At 63.4% G+C, this 17,398-nt stretch carries 11 protein-coding genes and 1 pseudogene; 6 read left to right on the top strand and 6 right to left on the bottom strand.

Annotated elements, in window-relative coordinates; genetic code table 11:
* Window positions 1-715 precede the first annotated feature (715 nt).
* Window positions 716-1,126 carry a hypothetical protein gene (locus XCSCFBP4642_RS0110640; RefSeq protein WP_029219769.1) on the bottom strand — a complete coding sequence of 137 codons (411 nt, stop codon included), beginning with the start codon at window positions 1,124-1,126 and terminating at the stop codon, window positions 716-718.
* Window positions 1,127-1,224: 98 nt separating this feature from the next.
* On the opposite strand from XCSCFBP4642_RS0110640, the gene XCSCFBP4642_RS0110635 reads away from it, so the two are divergent.
* On the top strand, window positions 1,225-2,187 hold the full coding sequence (locus XCSCFBP4642_RS0110635) for an IS1595 family transposase (protein WP_029219768.1): 963 nt from the start codon (window positions 1,225-1,227) through the stop codon (window positions 2,185-2,187).
* Between the two features lie 13 nt (window positions 2,188-2,200).
* Here the strand turns inward: XCSCFBP4642_RS0110635 and XCSCFBP4642_RS0110630 are convergent, their stop codons facing one another.
* Window positions 2,201-3,589: a hypothetical protein gene (locus tag XCSCFBP4642_RS0110630; RefSeq protein ID WP_029219767.1), complete on the bottom strand. Its 1,389-nt coding sequence runs from the start codon at window positions 3,587-3,589 to the stop codon at window positions 2,201-2,203.
* A gap of 238 nt (window positions 3,590-3,827) precedes the next feature.
* On the opposite strand from XCSCFBP4642_RS0110630, the gene XCSCFBP4642_RS24590 reads away from it, so the two are divergent.
* Window positions 3,828-4,436: an AAA family ATPase gene (locus tag XCSCFBP4642_RS24590; RefSeq protein WP_053329547.1), complete on the top strand. Its 609-nt coding sequence runs from the start codon at window positions 3,828-3,830 to the stop codon at window positions 4,434-4,436.
* A 916-nt stretch (window positions 4,437-5,352) separates the two neighbouring features.
* Here the strand turns inward: XCSCFBP4642_RS24590 and XCSCFBP4642_RS0110615 are convergent.
* Window positions 5,353-8,451: a TonB-dependent receptor gene (locus XCSCFBP4642_RS0110615; RefSeq protein ID WP_029219765.1), complete on the bottom strand. Its 3,099-nt coding sequence runs from the start codon at window positions 8,449-8,451 to the stop codon at window positions 5,353-5,355.
* A gap of 477 nt (window positions 8,452-8,928) precedes the next feature.
* Here XCSCFBP4642_RS0110615 and XCSCFBP4642_RS0110605 point away from each other — a divergent pair.
* Window positions 8,929-9,391 (top strand): annotated as a pseudogene (locus XCSCFBP4642_RS0110605) (chemotaxis protein CheW); the annotation flags it as partial.
* A 189-nt stretch (window positions 9,392-9,580) separates the two neighbouring features.
* Here XCSCFBP4642_RS0110605 and XCSCFBP4642_RS0110595 read toward each other — a convergent pair.
* From XCSCFBP4642_RS0110595 to XCSCFBP4642_RS0110585, 3 genes are all read right to left on the bottom strand, one after another.
* Window positions 9,581-11,374 (bottom strand): ABC transporter ATP-binding protein, encoded by a 1,794-nt coding sequence (locus XCSCFBP4642_RS0110595; protein ID WP_084624481.1) that lies wholly within the window; start codon window positions 11,372-11,374, stop codon window positions 9,581-9,583.
* The gene (locus XCSCFBP4642_RS0110590) at window positions 11,371-13,164 is read right to left on the bottom strand and encodes an ABC transporter ATP-binding protein (protein WP_029219761.1); all 1,794 of its coding nucleotides are present in this window, start codon (window positions 13,162-13,164) and stop codon (window positions 11,371-11,373) included. The genes XCSCFBP4642_RS0110595 and XCSCFBP4642_RS0110590 overlap by 4 nt, the downstream gene beginning before the upstream one ends.
* A gap of 100 nt (window positions 13,165-13,264) precedes the next feature.
* The gene (locus XCSCFBP4642_RS0110585; protein ID WP_200859748.1) at window positions 13,265-15,439 is read right to left on the bottom strand and encodes a TonB-dependent receptor; all 2,175 of its coding nucleotides are present in this window, start codon (window positions 15,437-15,439) and stop codon (window positions 13,265-13,267) included.
* Window positions 15,440-15,700: 261 nt separating this feature from the next.
* On the opposite strand from XCSCFBP4642_RS0110585, the gene XCSCFBP4642_RS0110580 reads away from it, so the two are divergent.
* Genes XCSCFBP4642_RS0110580 through XCSCFBP4642_RS0110575 form a run of 3 tightly spaced genes read left to right on the top strand, consistent with a single transcriptional unit; the run spans window position 15,701 to window position 17,358 of the window.
* Window positions 15,701-16,666: a helix-turn-helix transcriptional regulator gene (locus XCSCFBP4642_RS0110580; RefSeq protein WP_029219759.1), complete on the top strand. Its 966-nt coding sequence runs from the start codon at window positions 15,701-15,703 to the stop codon at window positions 16,664-16,666.
* 51 nt (window positions 16,667-16,717) lie between these two features.
* Window positions 16,718-16,924, top strand: coding sequence for a hypothetical protein (locus XCSCFBP4642_RS28515; RefSeq protein ID WP_152527250.1), 207 nt, complete (start codon window positions 16,718-16,720; stop codon window positions 16,922-16,924).
* Window positions 16,921-17,358: a hypothetical protein gene (locus XCSCFBP4642_RS0110575; RefSeq protein ID WP_029219758.1), complete on the top strand. Its 438-nt coding sequence runs from the start codon at window positions 16,921-16,923 to the stop codon at window positions 17,356-17,358. The genes XCSCFBP4642_RS28515 and XCSCFBP4642_RS0110575 overlap by 4 nt, the downstream gene beginning before the upstream one ends.
* Window positions 17,359-17,398: the final 40 nt, after the last annotated feature.

Raw genomic sequence — 17,398 nt, 5'->3', positions numbered from 1 at the left:
CGACTTGCCACGGCCATGATGCAATCCACACCATGCCCAGAGCCGGTTTTACGTGCAGCGAGCAATTTTCATGGCTGAGAGTCGGGGCTAATCAGGTGATCTTTAGCTTTTGGTAGACCGCTTGGCGTGGAACTCTTCGACCTTGTCCCACGTCATCTTGATCGCTATGGCACTGGCCGCAGACATATCCAAAACATAGACCTCAACACTCGGGTCCTCTACCGGAATGCCCATATTAAACGGAGAGGACATTTGGCCAGTCCCGATCGTCCCGTCTTGCGCGAACAGCACAGCTGGGTGCTGGACTCCAGATTCAAATAAGGCCCTCACTCCGGACTTTAGGTAGTCCCAGTCGACTAGGGTGTGAAACGGTGCCCGCACGGTGTGCAGGACCCTAGGAATAATTGAGTCAATGCCTGGCAGAACCACGGAAGCAAACGACTCAAGTAGTCTTTGATCATCGAGCTTGGCGGTGAGTGAGCCGGCACTCTCACCGCAGCTCATCGCCTCACCGACATCCAGTCCTACAAGCGACGTCCCCCCATCCTGAGTAGCAGTCGGGTTTAGAGTCCGGGGTTGATGATATCGCTGTTGGCCAGGTGCTGGGCATAGGCCGTCGGCGTCATTCCGCCGATNTGATCTGTTCTTCGGAAAAACGCTTCTTCACGTCCAATCTCCTCGGGGTAGGGAATTGGACTCCAAACTAAGGCGCTACTCAAACTTGGGGGGACGTCGCAAGTTCCACCAATTCCAGAAACGGAGCGGATTTGAATGCTTGTCCTTGACTACCATCCGCTTGCTTCAGCGCGAACTCCAGAACTCGACGAGCACTTTTCGCTGCCTCTGTAGCAGCCGGCCCCGCATAAGGATCAGCGGCACCATCCTCTATCCAGTCGAATAGAAGTGCGTTGGAGAACCCAATCTCAAAACATGCCTGATGAGCAGGGTGATCCGAGCCAATCAGATCAAGTGCAACCCAGTCGACTAGCTCCTGGAGTCTCTCCAGTCGCTGTTCTGATCTGTTTGATAGCGTCGGCATTGGCTTTACCACTTCTATGCTGGCATTGGACATCTGCAGCATCTCGACCCCATACCTGACCGCTTCAAGCTGCGACCACTCGAGCATAGGTTCACCTGATTAGCCCTGACCATCAGCCGCCTGTCGCAGGATCTGCGCCGCGCTGGGTGGATGCTGCTGTCACCTGAAGCCAACGAGGTGGCGTGATGAGTATCAATGCCGTGCAGTTCCAAGCGGGATTGTCGATGCCTGAGTTCTTCGCGTCCTACGGCACCGAAGCCAAGTGCTATCGCGCGCTTTACAAGTGGCGCTGGCCGCAAGGCTTTCGTTGCCCTGTTTGTGCCGGACGCGTGCGCTCGCGTTTCAAGCGGGGTGCTGCGATCTACTACCAATGCAGCGCGTGCCGGCATCAGACCAGCCTGATTGCAGGCACGATGTTCGAAGGCACCAAGCTGCCGCTGCGCACCTGGATGCTGGCGTTGCACCTGCTGACCTCGACCAAAACCAACATGGCCGCGCTGGAGTTGATGCGGCATCTGGGCGTCAACTACAAGACGGCCTGGCGGATGAAACACAAGATCATGCAGGTTATGGCCGAGCGCGAATCCATGCGGAAACTGGCGGGTTTCGTGCAGATCGACGATGCCTATCTCGGCGGCGAGCGTAACGGTGGCAAGGCCGGACGCGGATCGGAGAACAAACAAGCGTTCCTGATTGCGGTGCAGACCGATGCCACCTTCACCGCGCCGCGCTTTGTGGTGATCGAGCCGGTGCGCAGCTTCGACAACACCTCGCTGCAGGACTGGATTGCCCGTCGCTTGGCGCCCGAATGCGAGGTCTACACCGATGGGCTGGCCTGCTTCCGCCGGCTAGAAGACGCCGGCCACGCGCACACCACGCTGGACACTGGCGGTGGTCGTGCCGCGACCGAAACGGCCGGTGCACGTTGGCTCAACGTGGTGCTGGGCAATCTCAAACGCGCCATCAGTGGCGTGTATCACGCCATCGCGCAAGGCAAATACGCAAGGCGTTACCTGGGAGAAGCGGCCTATCGTTTTAATCGTCGATTCCGCTTGCGCGAGATGCTGCCACGACTTGCCACGGCCATGATGCAATCCACACCATGCCCAGAGCAGGTTTTACGTGCAGCGAGCAATTTTCATGGCTGAGAGTCGGGGCTAATCAGGTAGGTTCAAGCACCGCGGCATGCTGGTGGCTCTGAGATGAGCTATGTGCGGCAAGGCCGAGGTCACCGAGAGCACGTCCGACGGCAAAAGCCTCTTCACAGCCAATCAGGCCATTGGGAAATGGTGATCCAGCTGTAAGGTTGGACACTAAGGTCATTCCCACTACGGGATCAGTCCAGTCTAGTTGGCTGGCGGAAATGAAGGGCATGTAGTTCTGGCGGACTGCAGGATTTGCTACAAACTCCCGGGCGTAGCGCCCCAGGCTTCCCCAGAAATCGAACCGAACGGGCACAGCCCTCTGCCTTAACCCGTGAGCCTTCACCGCCCACAGAAGATCGCTTTCAAAACCTGTTTCAAAACTTTCGCGCAGCAGAGTGAGTGCCGCTCTGGCAATGCCATAGAGAGACCGGGGTGCGCTGCCTGACTCAACACTAGAGCGGAAGTACTGCGTAGCCTCTGAAGAGCGCTGTGGCAGACCATTGTCAGTCGCCCATGCTGACATCGCGTAGGGATCCACCGTGGTCAGTGTCAAGCACCAGCAACCCGAGCCGTACGCTCCAGCGTCGCGCCACAACATCACGAAACCATGCGCCCCTGTGCGATCGCCCTCCCGTGCAATCATTTCCATTGCTGTGAGTACGATCCTGGGAGGGTACCGGCTGGCATCATCAACGCCCGCCAAGTCATCAGCAGCACCGCATCCTTCCTGATCATCTGAGCGGCAGGTTTTACGATCCTTGGGCCAAAGGTAGAGATCGATGGACGGCAGTGCCTCACCGGGCAAGCACAGAGCACCAGTCAGGTGCCAAGCCTCGGGGATCTCGATTGCTAGGCGGAAGCCTCTCGTCGCCGGGGCTATCTTCAGGCCTAGGTACTGTTTTCCCGACCAAGCGTTCATGTTCCCAACGGCATGTGTCAGCAGCGGTGACCAGTTCGCAGCCACAACGACAAATAGAACGTCGTAGGTGCCGAGAAACGGCGCCGCGTTCCGAAGCTCCTGCTCGTACCCTGCAAGCTCGGTGACAGTCTGTCGCTCAGTATCCGTGGCCCGCTTGACCTCGAAGACCACCAGTGTCCTTGTCTCTTGGTTGAAGCAAAGGATGTCCGGCCGGAGGACCTCGCCGGTCGTCAAGGATATGCTTGTGTCAACCGAGATGATCTCAAGTGAGCCCAGATGCTCCAGCACATTGGCAGCCGCATCTGCGGAAGCTCTGCGGGAGAAGTGGTCGATGCCAAAAGCCGGGAGGAAGTTCTCTTGGCTTCCCATCGCAGCTAGTGCGGTGATGCTATCGCGCCCATCGATCTCATCAAGCAGCAGTCCATCCTGAATCTGCGTAACCAGCCACCTGACAACATCAGACTCCAAGTCGAACTTCCTGGCCATCTAGGTACACTCCGCAAAAATCTATTGATCTTGACCTGCAATCAAGCCGGTATCAGGCCCAAGGCCGCTGGTACCGGATGTCCTCACTGGCAGTGTTCGCCACTTCTCAGACTCTCACATTTGTATATATATTCGTGCTATTGCTCCAAGGTACGGTCGGCCCTGCCATCTTAGCGGCCAGTCAAAACAACCATGGAATAGGCGACGCAGGGGGTGTCAGGTGCCGACAATTGAACGATTGATCCTAAAGAATTTCAAGAAGTTCCGAGATTTTGATGTTTCCTTCGACGACAAGCTGAACATACTTGCTGGAGGCAATGAAGCAGGAAAGAGCTCAATTCTGCAGGCAATAGACCTTGCTCTCAGCTCTAGTCGTAGCAAGGTCGAGGCGCTGGGAGTTGAAACGATCTTCAGCGCACAGGCGATCTCGGAGTTCCTCGGCGGTGATCGAAATGTTGCCAATCTTCCGGTCCTCCACATCGAGGTGTACTTTAAGGGATTGGGCGACCAGGAGTTCGACGGAAGGAACAACAGCCTTCGTCGTGACGGCTGCGGCATTCGAGTGTCTTGTCTTCCAATGGACGAGTACACAGACGAGATCAAGAAGGCTCTGGCCGATAAGGACGGCAGCTTTCCCTTTGAGTTCTACGAGGTGAGGTTCAGAACGTTTGCTGACAGAACACTGCTTCCATACCGGAAGCCTCTTAAGCACCTTCTGATTGATAGCTCCCAGATCAACAACGACTACGCTAATCGCGATTACACGCGTGCGATGTATGTTGCACAGTCGACCCCCAGCGAGCGGAACAAGCACGCCTATCAGTACCGCAAGGCGAAGAGGGCTTAGACTCAACTTCCAAGTGCAACACCCCGCCTTGACGTAGGGTAGCGGCATGGGCACACAGTACAGGCACCTGGGTTCCGAAGAACGCGCTTTGCTTCAAATTGAACTCNGACGCCGACGGCCTATGCCCAGCACCTGGCCAACAGCGATATCATCAACCCCGGACTCTAAACCCGACTGCTACTCAGGATGGGGGGACGTCGCAGCACACGTACGACACGAGCCGGGATGGCCAGAAGAACAGCACCTTGCATGATGACTACGCAAGGTACAAGGCTAGGTTCGTAGCAGCAGGGCTTCGAGTGGACACAGATTCCCTCAAGGTCAGCAGGCGCTGCTCAGTGAGTGTCTGCCAGTTCATCAGCAACCAGTTAGGCGTCTCAATCGTTGCGCATGAGGACCGAGAGACCGCAGTTAGATTCGAGTCCGATCCGGAAGCTGTCCTGGCTCTCTATAGTGACCCGTCGGTCGTCAAGCTCTTCTACCAAGAGCACTACAAGTACGGCTGCTTCTCGGAGAACTGGGGTGCTTCCAAAGGTGCAGATCACTATGGCGATGTCTGCGTCGTCCTCAGTGCTCCAAACGTCAAGGCCTTCCACGCTTCGACTTTGAGTCAACTCAAACCCGGTCCGCGAAACAGGCTCTACGTAGCATGCTCTCGGGCAAGAGGAAGCCTTACTTTCATCCCGGAGTCCCTGCTCAAACAGTTCAAGCAGAAGTAGCAGCGGTCTGGTCCCACTGGCTGCGCAACATTCATATCGCGAGCTTGAGAATAACGGTTCCCGAAAATAACGGTTCCAGGTTCACTTACAACGGAAAACAACGATTCCAGGTTCACGTCCACCGCAGCCCCGACGTCCCCCAACCATCGCGCCCATACCGTCCGCCACGCGGCAGGCATGGGCGCGACACGTTGGCGCTAGAACTTGTAGGTCAGCCCGAGGTACGCCAGCCGGCCTGCGTAGCCGCCGGTGTAGAAGCGGGCGCGGGTGTCCTCGCCCAGGTGCGAGCGGGACTCCTGCTTGGTCAGGTTCAGCACCGAGGCGGTGAGGCTGAGCGCCGGGGTGATGTTGTACGCCGCGTTCAGATCGATCTGGTAGTACGGCTCCTCAAAGACGTTCAACCCGTTGACCAGGCCTTGCACCAGCTCGCCGCGACGGTTGTACGAGGCGCGCAGCAGCAGGCTGTCGGTCTCGTAGAACACGGTGAGGTTGGTCTGGTTCTTGGCGCTGCCCGGCATGGAGGTCTTGCCGGCCTCGGTGCCGTCCTCCAGCCGCACCGCCGCCTTGCTGGCATCGTTGTAGGTGTAGTTGAACTGCACACCAAGACCGAATGGCAGCGTGTGCTGCGCGTAGAGCTCCACACCCTGCGAGACCGCATCCTGGCCGCCGGCCTGGGTGCTGTAGTTCTGCACGGTGACCGGTTGCCCGTCGACCATCATGTTCACGTCGCTGATGACGTCGACCGCAAAGTTCTCCACGTTCTTGCGGAACAGTCCCACACCTGCCACCGAGCCCGGCTGGAAATACCATTCCAGCCCCAGGTCGAACTGGTTGGCCTTGTACGGCTCCAGGTTCTTGTTGCTGCCCGAGCCGTACCAACCCTGCTCGCTGGCGCCGCCGGTCAGGCGCCGGTCGGCCACGTACTCGGGACTGTAAAACTCCAGGCTGCCGGGCGCGGCAATATCGTTATAGCTGGGACGTGCGATCACCTTCGACGCCGCCGCGCGCAGCAGCAGGTTCTCGGTCAGGTCGTAGGCCAGGTTGAAACTCGGCAGCACGTCGGTGTAGTTGCGGTCCAGCCCGCTGACCACGAACGACTCGGTGCGTTGCACGCTGTCGGACAAACGCCAGTAGCCTTCGGTCCCGCAGTAGGTGTCGGCCGGGGCGCCGCCGGGGGCGGCGGCGCCCTGCTGGCAGGCCAGCGGATTGCCGTCGGCGCCGTCGAAGAAGTAGTCGTTGTAGGCGGTCACCTTGTCGGTGGAAGCGGCACGCTGGCCGGTCCGCGCCACCCGCACGCCGACGTTGCCACGCAGCCGCTCGGTGTGGAAATTGAGTTGCAGGTAGGTGGAATAGATCTCCTCGTCGACGTTGTAGACGAAGTTGTCTTCGCTGCGGGTCTGCATTGCGCCGTAGGTTTGGTTCAAGTAGCCGATGTAGCCCGGGAAGTCGATCGCCGGGAACGCGCTGGCCTTGACGCCACCGGCCAGGTTGTCCTGCGCGAACAGCAGGCCCGGCGAGAACTGCGTGGCGATGGCATTGCAGCGCCCGTTCCAGTAGCGGTTGTCGTAGTCGCCCGGGTCGGTGCCCGGGCACACCCAGTAGTTGTTGCCGGTACTGCGGTGGATGCCGCCGTCGCGACGCTTGAGGCCGAACTGCAGCGAGTCGAAGACCTCGCCATCGAAATGCCAGGTGGTATCGATCTGCGCGTACTGCTGCTGATTGGTGTTGCGGGTCCAGGACGAGCCGGTCGAGCCCAGGTCGACCTGCAGGATGCCGTCGCGCAGGTTTTGCATCAGCTCCGGCGAGAACGTCATGGACGGCGTGCCGGTCAGGTCCCAGGCGCTGGCGAAGTTGCCGTTGCTCCAGCTGCCGTCGGCGTTCTGCAGGCGCGGCTTGATCGGCAGGGAGAACTGCAGCTCCGGCCCGCCCTTGGCCCAGGTGCGGCCGGCCTTGAACGCCACGTCCACCTGCTCGCCACGCCATTCGCCGCCCAGATCCACCGTCTGCGATTGCGATTTCTCGATGTTGTAGCTGCCGGTGATCTGAGGGGTCGGCACCGTGCAGTCGTCCGAGCCCCAGCCGCCCGGCGGCAGGCCGGCCGCGGCGGCCTGCGCCTCGCTGCAGTAGTAGGTCTTGCCCGGACGCAGGCTGTAGGCGGCGCCAGTGACAATCGTGCCGCTGGGATCGAACTGCAGGCCGTCGAGCAGACGCCCGCCGCGCCAGTTGCCGTCGCCGTCATAGCGCGCGATGTTCCACTCGGGAATCTTGATGGTATTGGTCTGCGAGTCCTGCGACAGGTCGAAGCGGAAGTAGTTGGCGGTCAGGGTCAGGTCGTCGGTGGGCTTGAACTGCAAGGTCAGTTGCCCGCCCTTGCGCTCGCGCTCCTCGCGTTTGGCCTCCAGACTGACCGCCGTCGGCATCATGAAACCGGTGGAGTACTTGCCGTCCTGGTTCCAGAAACCGGTACCGCCCCACCAGTTGGCGTTGAAGTCCGACGGATTGCCGTTGACGTCCACCGCCGGGCCGACTTCGTCGCGGCCGTACCACTGCCAGCTCTCGGTACTGGCATTGAGCGTGCGTGCAGTGCGCTTCTGCTGCGTGTAGCCAACGAAGACACCGAAGCGGTTGTCCTGGTCGTGCCACGAGTAAGAACCGGAGAACTGGCCGTCGGTCTTCTTGCTGGTATCCGACCAGGTGCCCTCGGCAGAGACGAAACCGGAATGTGGCTCCAGTTCCAGGGGGCGCCGCGTCTGCAGGATCACCGTGCCGCCGATGCCGCCTTCGTCGATGCGCGCTTCCGGGGTCTTGTACAGCTCGGCGCTACCCAGCAGGTTCGACGGCAGCAAGGTGTAGTTGAACGAGCGCGTCGGGTCGCCATTGGACTCGGCGGTGGCGATGTAGTTGCCGTTCAATTCGGTCAGCACCAGCTCCGAGGACAGGCCGCGGACACTGACATTCTTGCCTTCGCCGCCGTCGCGGCTGATGACCACGCCGGGCACGCGCTGCAGCGCATCGGCCACGTTCTTGTCGGGGAACTTGCCCACGTCCTCGGCGGTGATCACATCGACCACGGCGTTGGCGTTGCGCTTCTGCTCCAGACTTTTTTCGATCGCGTAGCGGTAGCCGGTCACCGTCACCGCATCCAGGTCTGTGGCCTGCACCTCGGTCTGGCCCGTGGGCGCCGGCGTGCCGTCGGCCTGCTGGGCGGCGGCGGTAGAGGCGGCGCTTGCGAACAAGGCGATGGCGATACCGGCGGACAGCGTGCTGCGGTGGCGTGCGAATGGCGTGCAGTTCATGTCGATCGTGCTCTCCCAAAAGTGATCGGCTTCGGTGGATTTCTATCGATCCAACGATCGGACCAGAACGCCACGCGAAGTGACACAGAAATATCCGGCGCCACTGCAGCGACCCGGCCCCTCCTCTTGCGTCCGCTTCCGCGCAGATGCAATTAGATCGTTCTAATGCAGTGGGAAACTTAAGTAACACAGCCCATTCGGCAACGCATTCTGCCGCGCAGCAGACCTGCGCCGTTGCTGGGCATCCACGATGGGCCGAAGACTTATCACGCTTGCACGCTGCACGGCAGAGCCTGCTGCGTCGCTGGCTGCAGCAGAGTCATCGCTGCAAGCAACACAGCCTCGCCCGCAACCGGACGCAAGCGGTTTGCCGAGGCGCCAGCACACGCCTTACTTGAGAACGAGCTCAGCGAGAAACAGGATCGACATGGGTGTCGACACGCTCCAGGGCATGGCCCACCTCATGCCGCTTGGCGGCAGTTCCAGATCCAGTCCGAACTGGGCCGCGGCAGCCGCTTCATGATCCGCGTGCCGCTGACGTTGGCGATCCTGCCGACCCTGCTGGTGCAAGCCGGCGAAGCGGTCTCGCCTTGCCGCTGGCCCGCGTGGTCGAAGTGCTGCACGCCCCGCAGACCTCGCTGGGCTGGTTCGACGGCCGCGCGGTGCTGGACCGCCGCTCGCATACCCTGCCTCTGATCGACCTGCGCCGCTGGCTGGGCGTGCCTGCCGAACAGCCGCCGCTGCTGACCGTGGTGCTGCAAGCGGCGAAACCCGCTTCGGCCTGGTGGTGGACCAGGTGCGCGGCCGCGAGGACGTGGTGATCAAACCCCTGCCCCGCGCCCTGCGCGGCCTGCCCGGCTACGCCGACGCCACCCTGATCGGCGATCGCCGCATGGCACTGATCCTGGATGTGGGTGGATTGCGTTCCAGCGATCATTGATTTTGGGAATCGGGAATCGGGAATCGGGAATCGGGAATCGGGAATCGGGAATCGTGCTGACGATCCGGGTTGCTCGATGTGATCACAACGGCCGCCCACAGCGGCCGTTGTCGTTCCATGCATGCGCAGTCAACCGGCGCGATTCAACCGGCGTGATCTAGCGCAACGCTCGCCGTTGGAAGCAATCGCTCAGCTCACCCGCCACGCCGTCGCCACCTGCTGCGCGTTCCACAGCGCGCCATAGCGGCCGTTGCAGGTCAGCAGTTCCTCATGCCGGCCCTGCTCCACCAGCCGGCCATCCTCCATCACCAGGATGCGGTCGGCGCCGGCGATCGTGGACAGACGGTGAGCAATCACGATCACCGTCTTGTCGCGCACCAGGAGGTCGATGGCCCGTTGCACCGCCAGCTCGCTCTCCGTATCCAGCGCGGCAGTGGGCTCATCCAGGACCACGATGGGCGCGTTCTTGAGCAACGCGCGGGCGATCGAGACGCGCTGGCGCTCGCCACCGGACAGCCGGTCGCCGATTTCGCCTAGCCGCGTGTTCCAGCCCTGCGGCAGGCGTTCGATGAAGTCCAGGCACTGCGCGGCTGCGGCGGCAGCGCGGACCTGTGCGTCATCGGCATCCGGGCGTGCCATGCGGATGTTGGCCAGCACCGTGTCGTCGAACAGATGCACGTCCTGGAACACCACCGACACCAGCGCGTTTAGCGCCTCCGGCGGCATGCGACGGATATCGATGCCGCCGATCGTGACGCTTCCCGCTTGCGGGTCGGCATGGCGTAACAGCAAGCGGGCCACGGTGGTCTTGCCGGAGCCGGAGGAGCCTACCAGCGCCGTCATCGCCTGCGCCGGCAGCGTCGCGCTGAAGTGCACCAGCGCGGCACTGTCCGGATCGTCGGCATAGTGAAAACAGACCTGTTCGAAACGCACATCGAACTGATCGGGCATGGCCTGCGGCAGCTGCACCGGTAGCGCCGGAATGGCCAGCAGCGCCTCGATCCGTTCCAGCGCGGCCTCCATCATCTCCAGCACCATGGTGTAACTGACCAGGGTCGCCATCGGTTCGGACAAGCGCACCACGATCACCATGACCGCCGCCACCGCCGCAGGCTGCAGCCTACCCGACACGACCCATCCGGTGGCCGCCACGACGACCCCCAGCAGGCCCAGCTCGACCAGGCTGGCGGTGACCACCGACGGCCGCACGCCTTGACGATGGGCCGCAGTCTGGATCTGCCGCAGGCGCTCGAACCCCGCGTGCAGCATCCCCACGCGACCGCCTTCCTGGCAGGCCGCGCGCAGCGCGGTCAGCCCCTGCGTGTACTCGACCAGATCCGCATGACAGCGCCGATGCGCGTCGTTCAGGCTGCGCATGTCGCGCGCGAAGGCTGGACGACGCCAGCGATGCAGTCCCCACAGCAGCGGGAAGACCGCCAGCAGCAATGCCCCCAGGCGCAGATCGAACGCCAGCACTGCCAGCCCCAGCGCCAATGGCGCGACGGTGGCGGTCAGGATCAGGTTGGCGATGGCCACGATGTAATTCAGCTGCTCGTCCACGTTGCCCAGCAGCAGCGCGTTCATCTCCCCGGCGCGGCTTTCGCGCAACCGCTCCAGCGGCATGCGACGCAGTTGCTCGCCGAGCCGCAGGCGCAACGCGTGAGTGACCTGCGCCAATCGACCGCCGTACTCGAACCCCTGCGCACGCCAGCGCAGCACCGTGGCGATGCCGGCCAGCACCGTCATGGCGGCCAGCCAGCCTAGCGCCCGGCCCTGATCCGGCGCAGGAAACACCGACGCCAACAGCGGCAACACACAAGCCAGCGCCAATCCCTGCAGGACCGCAGCGGCGACAAGCCCGGCCAGGCAGCGCTGCAAGGCCGGCGCGTGCGACCCCATCACGCCCAGCAACCGGCGCCAGGCCGTCCGCGTGGAAACCAGCCGCGTGGACAACTGCGACAACGGTCTAGGCAACCCACTCATTTCACTACCTGCGGCGCGCGATCGGCCGGCTGCCCCACAGCATCAGTCCCGCGCAAGGCCCAACGCCGGGCCTGCGCGTGATGCTCCCAGAGCCGCGCATACACGCCCCCGCCGGCAGCCAGCGCAGCGTGCTGCCCGGATTCGACCAGTCGCCCACGCTCGAAGACCAGGATCTGGTCCACATCGCGCACCGTGGCAAGCCGGTGCGCCACGATGATCACCGTCTTGCCGCGCATCAGCGCAGACAGGGCGGTCAACAAGGCTAGTTCGTTTTCCGGGTCCGCAAACGCGGTCGGCTCGTCGAGCACCAGGATCGGCCGGTTCTGCAGGATCGCGCGGGCTACGGCGATGCGCTGCCGTTGCCCGCCGGAGAGCGCGGCGCCACGCTCCCCCACCTGGGTGTCGTAGCCCTTGGGCAGCGCCTGGATGAAGACGTGCGCCTGGGCGGCGGTGGCGGCTTCGATCACCGCGCGCATGTCCGCATCCGGCACGCCAAGACGGATGTTGTCGGCCACCGTGTCGGCAAACAGGAAGGTGTCCTGGAACACGAACCCGACCTGGGCCATCAGCATCTCGGTAGGCAGTGCGCGCACGTCCACGCCGCCGATGCTGACCTGGCCCTCCAGCACGTCCCAGAAGCGTGGAATCAGCCGGGCGACGGTGGTTTTGCCCGCCCCCGAAGGACCGACCAGCGCGGTGACGGTGCCGGGTTCGACGCGGAAGCTCACCCCGCTCAGCGCGCGCTCCTGCGGCGGCTCGTGCGCTCCATTGGCCGATCCCGTCTGCTGCGCATAGCCGAAGCTGACATTGTCGAACACCACTGCGGAATCCGCCGGCACGCTGACGCACGCCGCCGGCACCGGCTGGACCGGCAATGCCAGCACGTGCTGGATACGCGCCGCACTCAGCTGCGCCTTCTCGACCATCTGCCGCAACATCATCATCGGCATCATCGCTTCGGCCATGCCAGCGCTCAGCAGCAACGCGCCTACCCAGATTCCGAACGCGAGCTGCCCGCGCAGCAGCAGCCATCCGCCCAGCCACAGCAGCACCAGCAGCGTTGGCAGCGGGTTCAAGACGGCGAAGGACACCCGCGCCGAAAACCCGGCCTGACGGTACCAGCGCGTGAGCACGTCCAGATACCCGTCCAGTGCCTGCCGATAACGGCCAAAGGTCGACTGGCCGGTGTCGAAGCTGCGCACCACCGGCATTGCCTGCACGAACTCGATCACCGCCGCGCTCACCTGCTCGCGGGCCTGGTTGTAGCGCCGGCCCATCTCGGCCCCGCCCAGCATCGCCAGCGCCAGCACGCCGAACCCCAGCGCCAACGGCGCCGCCGTGATCAACGCCAGTCGCCAGTCGAGCCATAGCAGCGCCAGACCCGTGCAGACAGGCATCACAAAGGCCCGCGCATACAGCGGCGTGCTATCAGCAACGAACACATGCAGCGCCTTGACGTCGTCCTGCAGCACTTTCGACAGTGCCGCCGCGCCCCAGCGCTGGATCTCGCCCAGCGGCACGCGCGTCAGGTGCTGCGCCAGTTGCTGGCGCAACAAGGCCTCCAGCCGAAAAGCGGCCGCATGGGACTGGTTGAACCCGGACAGGCGCATCCCATAGCCGCCCACCAGGCACGCTGCCGCAGCGAGCAGCGGCGCCACCGGCCAGCGGCCCGACGCCTCGGCAAGCTGACGTACCGCCAGCGCCAGCGCCAGCAGCGAGCCCAGATTGAGCAGTGCAGCGGTAGCGGCAAGACACATCGCCAGCCGGATCTGGCCACGCACCGGCTGCATGATCTGCCAGGCGTTCGGTTCGCCACATTGCGCCCGTGCGTGCGTGGGGAGCGCGGCCGCAGACGCTGGCCCGTCGGTGTTGCCTTGCCTGGTTGTCGCGCTAGAAGTCATGCCTGACACCGACACCCAGCGTGCGGCCACGCGCGGGTGCGCCGACATAAGTGGGCGCGGCGGGTGCGAACCCGTACAGGTCGTACTGCTCGTCGAGCAGGTTGCTACCGAACACATAGATCTCGGTGCCACTGGAGGCCACCCCGATGCGCACGTCGACTTTTTGATACTTGTTCAGATCGAAGTGATTCTGGGTGTCGGCCGCACGCGTACCGACGTACTGGTAGTCGAGCCGGGCGTTCAGCACCGACGCGGAAAGCCAGCGCAGCGCCGCCAACGGCCGCATGTACGCCGCACCCAGCGTGCCGCCCCACCTCGGCACGTCGGGCAAACGGTTGCCCTTGCGGATATCGCCGCCGGACACACCCGACACGTTGTTGGTGATCTCGGCATCGATGACGCTCAGCCCGCCCGACAGCGAGAATCCCTGGCCCACCTGCCAGGTTCCCTGCAATTCGGCGCCCCGGCTGCGGGTATCGGCATTCACCGTCGAGGTGGCCAACGTTGCCGGATCGAAGCCCATCAAGTGGTCGTCCTTGACCCGGGTGGCAAACAGCGCGCCATTCAAGGCGTAACGGCCGTCGGCAGACTCCGTCTTGAAGCCCACCTCGAGCGCATTGGACGCGGCCGGTTTGAACGGCACGCTGTCGGCCAGCTGGGTCGGAAAGTCGCCGATGCCCCCGGATTCGTAACCGCGCGAGACTGCGGCATACAGGTTGGTGGTCGCTGTCAGCGCAGAGGACAGCGCCACCCGCCCGGTGGAATAGTCGTCGCGAAGCCGGCGGTAGTCGGAGACGGTTCCGGCGTAGAGGGCATCGTAGGCCTTGTGGTCCCAGGTATGGCGCAGGCCGCCAGTCAGCTTGAGCACGTCGGTGAGCGGCCAGGTGACCTCGCCGTACACCGCGTGACTATCGGTCTGGTAATCCCGTTCCATGGCCTGGTTGCTGCTGATGTACAGCTGGTCGAAGCTGCGCTGGGCGCGCGACAGGTTCACACCGGTCACCCAGAACACCGACGCGCCCGGCAGGGAGGTCCAGCGCAGGTCCTGGCTGAGCGTGTTGCCGTCCATTCTGCTGCGCTGCATGTTTTCGGCCGCCACGCCGAACATTGCCTGCATCGCACGCGCGTCGTAACCGCCCACGAAGTCGGTATCGAACCTGCTGTAGCCGGTGACCGACGTCAGCCGCCCCACCGGCAGATCGTGGTTGAGGATGACCGCATAGCGCTCCACCGTCTTGCTGTTGTCGTCGTACAGGCCCGGCGTGACATCCATGACTGGCGGGTCGTCGTAAGGCCGCAGCACCGCCAGGCCCAGGTTGCGCCTGGCATCCTCGCGGTCGGCAGTGAACAGCAGATCGGTGCCGGCGCCGTTTTCCCAACACACGCTGCCACGGAACATCAGGCTGCGCGGCTTGGACAGCGGCTCGCCGGTGCGCGTGTTGTCGACCCAGTGATCGGAGCCGCTGTTGCGAATCGCAAAACGCCCGCTGAGCGACTCCGACAGCGGGCCGCTGATCATGGCTTCTTCCAGTTGCTGGCCTTGCTGACCCATCTCGCCGCGGACGTAAGCCTGCAGATCGCGGGTAGGCTTGTTGGTGATGACGTTGATCGCACCGGCCCGGCTATTGCTGCCGAACAAGGTGCCCTGCGGACCCTTGAGGATCTCGACGCGCTCGATATCCAGCGTGCCGAGCGACATCGAACGCATGGACAGCGGCACGCCATCGATCGACAGCGCCACCGCGCCATCGTCGGTGCTGACCGGATTGATCGAGCCAGTGCCGCGGATCAGCACGTTCGCGCTGTGCGGTGAGCCATCGCTCCAGACGTTCACACCCGGCGTGGCGCGCAGCGCCTCTTCCAGCGTGAGCTGCCGGCGGGTCTCAAGCTCGCTGCCCCCGATCACGCCGATCCCGAAAGGAATATCCTTGGCGTGCTCTGCCGCAAGGCGCGCCGTCACTGTCATTCCATCCAGTTCCGTTACCTGTCCCTCCACCGTGGCGCCCGGATCCGACACGGCGTCCTCGGCGGCACGATTCGGCGAGCTCCCCTGCGCCGCTGACACGCTCGGCGCGGCGGCAAGCGCAGCCAGCAACGCCAGGGTCAAGGAATGGAGCGTTTGAAAACGGCATTGCGGCGTCTGCGCGACGAACGGGTGCTGCACGGACCGGGCTCCTGACTGAAATGGGAAAAGCGGCTGCGTCTGGATCCACAGGCAGCTGGCGGCAAACGCCGGCCGGTTGCGGCATGCAGAAACCAGAAACGGTCGACGACGCGCATTGCCCGCCTGCCTGGTTGCTGAACCAAGCCGAAGCGACAGCCGTCACACCGTCTTGACGGTTAACGATAATGATTCTTATTTTTTTACACTACCCGTATCGGTTCACGCTTCCCCCGGATCCGCATCGCCCATGAAGCAGGTCGTATGAACTCCACCCCTACGCCGCATATCGCTTCCGAAGTCACCGTCTCCTCGTTACTTGCCGGCACGGCGGTGCCGGATCTGCAAGCCGACGCATCCTGCGGACTGATTCAGGTGACGCCGCAACCCGGTGTCGATGTGCTGCTGTGGCAGGCGCACTTCCCCCAGCCGGTGACCATGAGCGTGCGCGACGACTGGGACCGGGTGCACTTTTCCTGCGCCCTGCATGGACGCTGCAGCTTCGCGATGCGTGAACGCGGCAGCGAGATCGAGCATGTGCTGGAAGAACGCATGAGTTGCATCAACTACACCCCGGGCTGCACCAGCAAGTCGTCCTACGCGGGCAGCTTCGAGCAGGTCACCGTCTCCGTCCGTCCGGATCTGCTTGCCGATTGGATACCTGACTTGGGCGGATCGCTGCGCCGGGACCTGGACGCAACCCACTGCTGCGACATGCAGCGCTGCGGCGCCGAAATGCATGCCACGGCGCATGCCCTGAGCGAGGCCTTGCGGGCGGCGTCGGCACGCCCGGATTTGCGCAAGGCTGCCTCCCCGCTGTGGTTGCTGGGCCAGGCGCTGGTGCTGGTGAGCCTGTCGGTGGAAGCCCGCTGCGAACAGGCACCATCGCAGCAGAACGCGCCCTGCCCGGCCAGCCAGAAGAAACTGCTGCGTGCACGCGACCTGCTGCTTGCGGATCTGAGCAAGGCGCCCACAATCACCGAACTGGCGCGGGAAACCGGACTGAGCGCGGTGACGCTCAAGCGCGGCTTCCGGCAGTTGTTCGACCACAGCATCTATGGGCTGTTCCAACACGAACGGATGCACATGGCGCGCGAGCGTCTGTGCAACGGCCATGCCGCGGTGACCGTAGTCGCCGCCGACCTGGGCTACACCAACGCGAGCCACTTCACGGCCGCCTTCCGCAAGCAGTTCGGCGTCAATCCTTCGGCGTTCAAGCGCCAGCGCTGAGACAACTCCGGCGCGTTCGCCGCATCGGCCATCGCGCACACCGGCCCTGCCATGCGCCTGCGGACTGACCGGATACGGGCCGAGAAAAGCCTGATCCGGGCGGCAACACAATTACGAATAATTATCATTTACCTCTCGATCAGGCAGCACGCCACCCTGCGTCAAGAGCGGCGTTACGGGCCGATGCGCGCACATTGCGGCGTGCCGCCCCCTGTCCTGCTGATCGCCGCCGGCTTTCCTTCCGAAGGTATTGCATGATTCCGTTTGTCGACACCCGGGACTGGCCTCTGGTCGCACTGCACATGCCGGAGTATGTGCCCGATGCGCAGGCCGATGCGCTGATGGCGCAACTCCAGGCTGTCTATGCGCGTGCCGAGCGGCACGTGCTGTTGCTGCAAGGCGCGCAACTGCCGCGCCACTCGGCGCACTTCATGACGCTCTATACCCGCTGGAGCAAGGACAGCTTTGCCCTGCAACAACGCGACTGCCTGGGCGCGGTACGCGTGGTGGAAGACCCGGTGGCGCGTGGCGAGTACGCGTGTCAGGCCGATGCCTGGAACGCCTCTGGTCAGGCCGCGTATCCCTACCGGATCGTCGCCACGCAGGCCGAGGCACTGGCCCAGGCGCGTGCCTGGCTTGCGGCCGCGCAGGCCACCGACGTGGCTGCGGCCGAGCCGGCACCGGAACGATGACGGCCTTGCGGCCCCTGCTGTTGCGCCGCCACTGGCGCTT

The organism is Xanthomonas cassavae CFBP 4642, assembly GCF_000454545.1.
Taxonomy (GTDB): Bacteria; Pseudomonadota; Gammaproteobacteria; order Xanthomonadales; family Xanthomonadaceae; genus Xanthomonas; species Xanthomonas cassavae.
This window is presented reverse-complemented; position numbering and strand designations above follow the sequence as displayed.

What these genes read in the sequence shown, in the direction of transcription:
- XCSCFBP4642_RS0110575 (WP_029219758.1), top strand. Translation starts at nt 16,921, where the DNA reads ATGATTCCGTTTGTCGACACCCGGGACTGGCCTCTGGTCGCACTGCAC.
- XCSCFBP4642_RS0110615 (WP_029219765.1), bottom strand. Translation starts at nt 8,451, where the DNA reads ATGAACTGCACGCCATTCGCACGCCACCGCAGCACGCTGTCCGCCGGT.
- XCSCFBP4642_RS0110635 (WP_029219768.1), top strand. Translation starts at nt 1,225, where the DNA reads ATGAGTATCAATGCCGTGCAGTTCCAAGCGGGATTGTCGATGCCTGAG.
- XCSCFBP4642_RS0110640 (WP_029219769.1), bottom strand. Translation starts at nt 1,126, where the DNA reads ATGCTCGAGTGGTCGCAGCTTGAAGCGGTCAGGTATGGGGTCGAGATG.
- XCSCFBP4642_RS0110580 (WP_029219759.1), top strand. Translation starts at nt 15,701, where the DNA reads ATGAACTCCACCCCTACGCCGCATATCGCTTCCGAAGTCACCGTCTCC.
- XCSCFBP4642_RS28515 (WP_152527250.1), top strand. Translation starts at nt 16,718, where the DNA reads ATGCGCCTGCGGACTGACCGGATACGGGCCGAGAAAAGCCTGATCCGG.
- XCSCFBP4642_RS0110630 (WP_029219767.1), bottom strand. Translation starts at nt 3,589, where the DNA reads ATGGCCAGGAAGTTCGACTTGGAGTCTGATGTTGTCAGGTGGCTGGTT.
- XCSCFBP4642_RS0110595 (WP_084624481.1), bottom strand. Translation starts at nt 11,374, where the DNA reads ATGAGTGGGTTGCCTAGACCGTTGTCGCAGTTGTCCACGCGGCTGGTT.
- XCSCFBP4642_RS0110590 (WP_029219761.1), bottom strand. Translation starts at nt 13,164, where the DNA reads ATGCAGCCGGTGCGTGGCCAGATCCGGCTGGCGATGTGTCTTGCCGCT.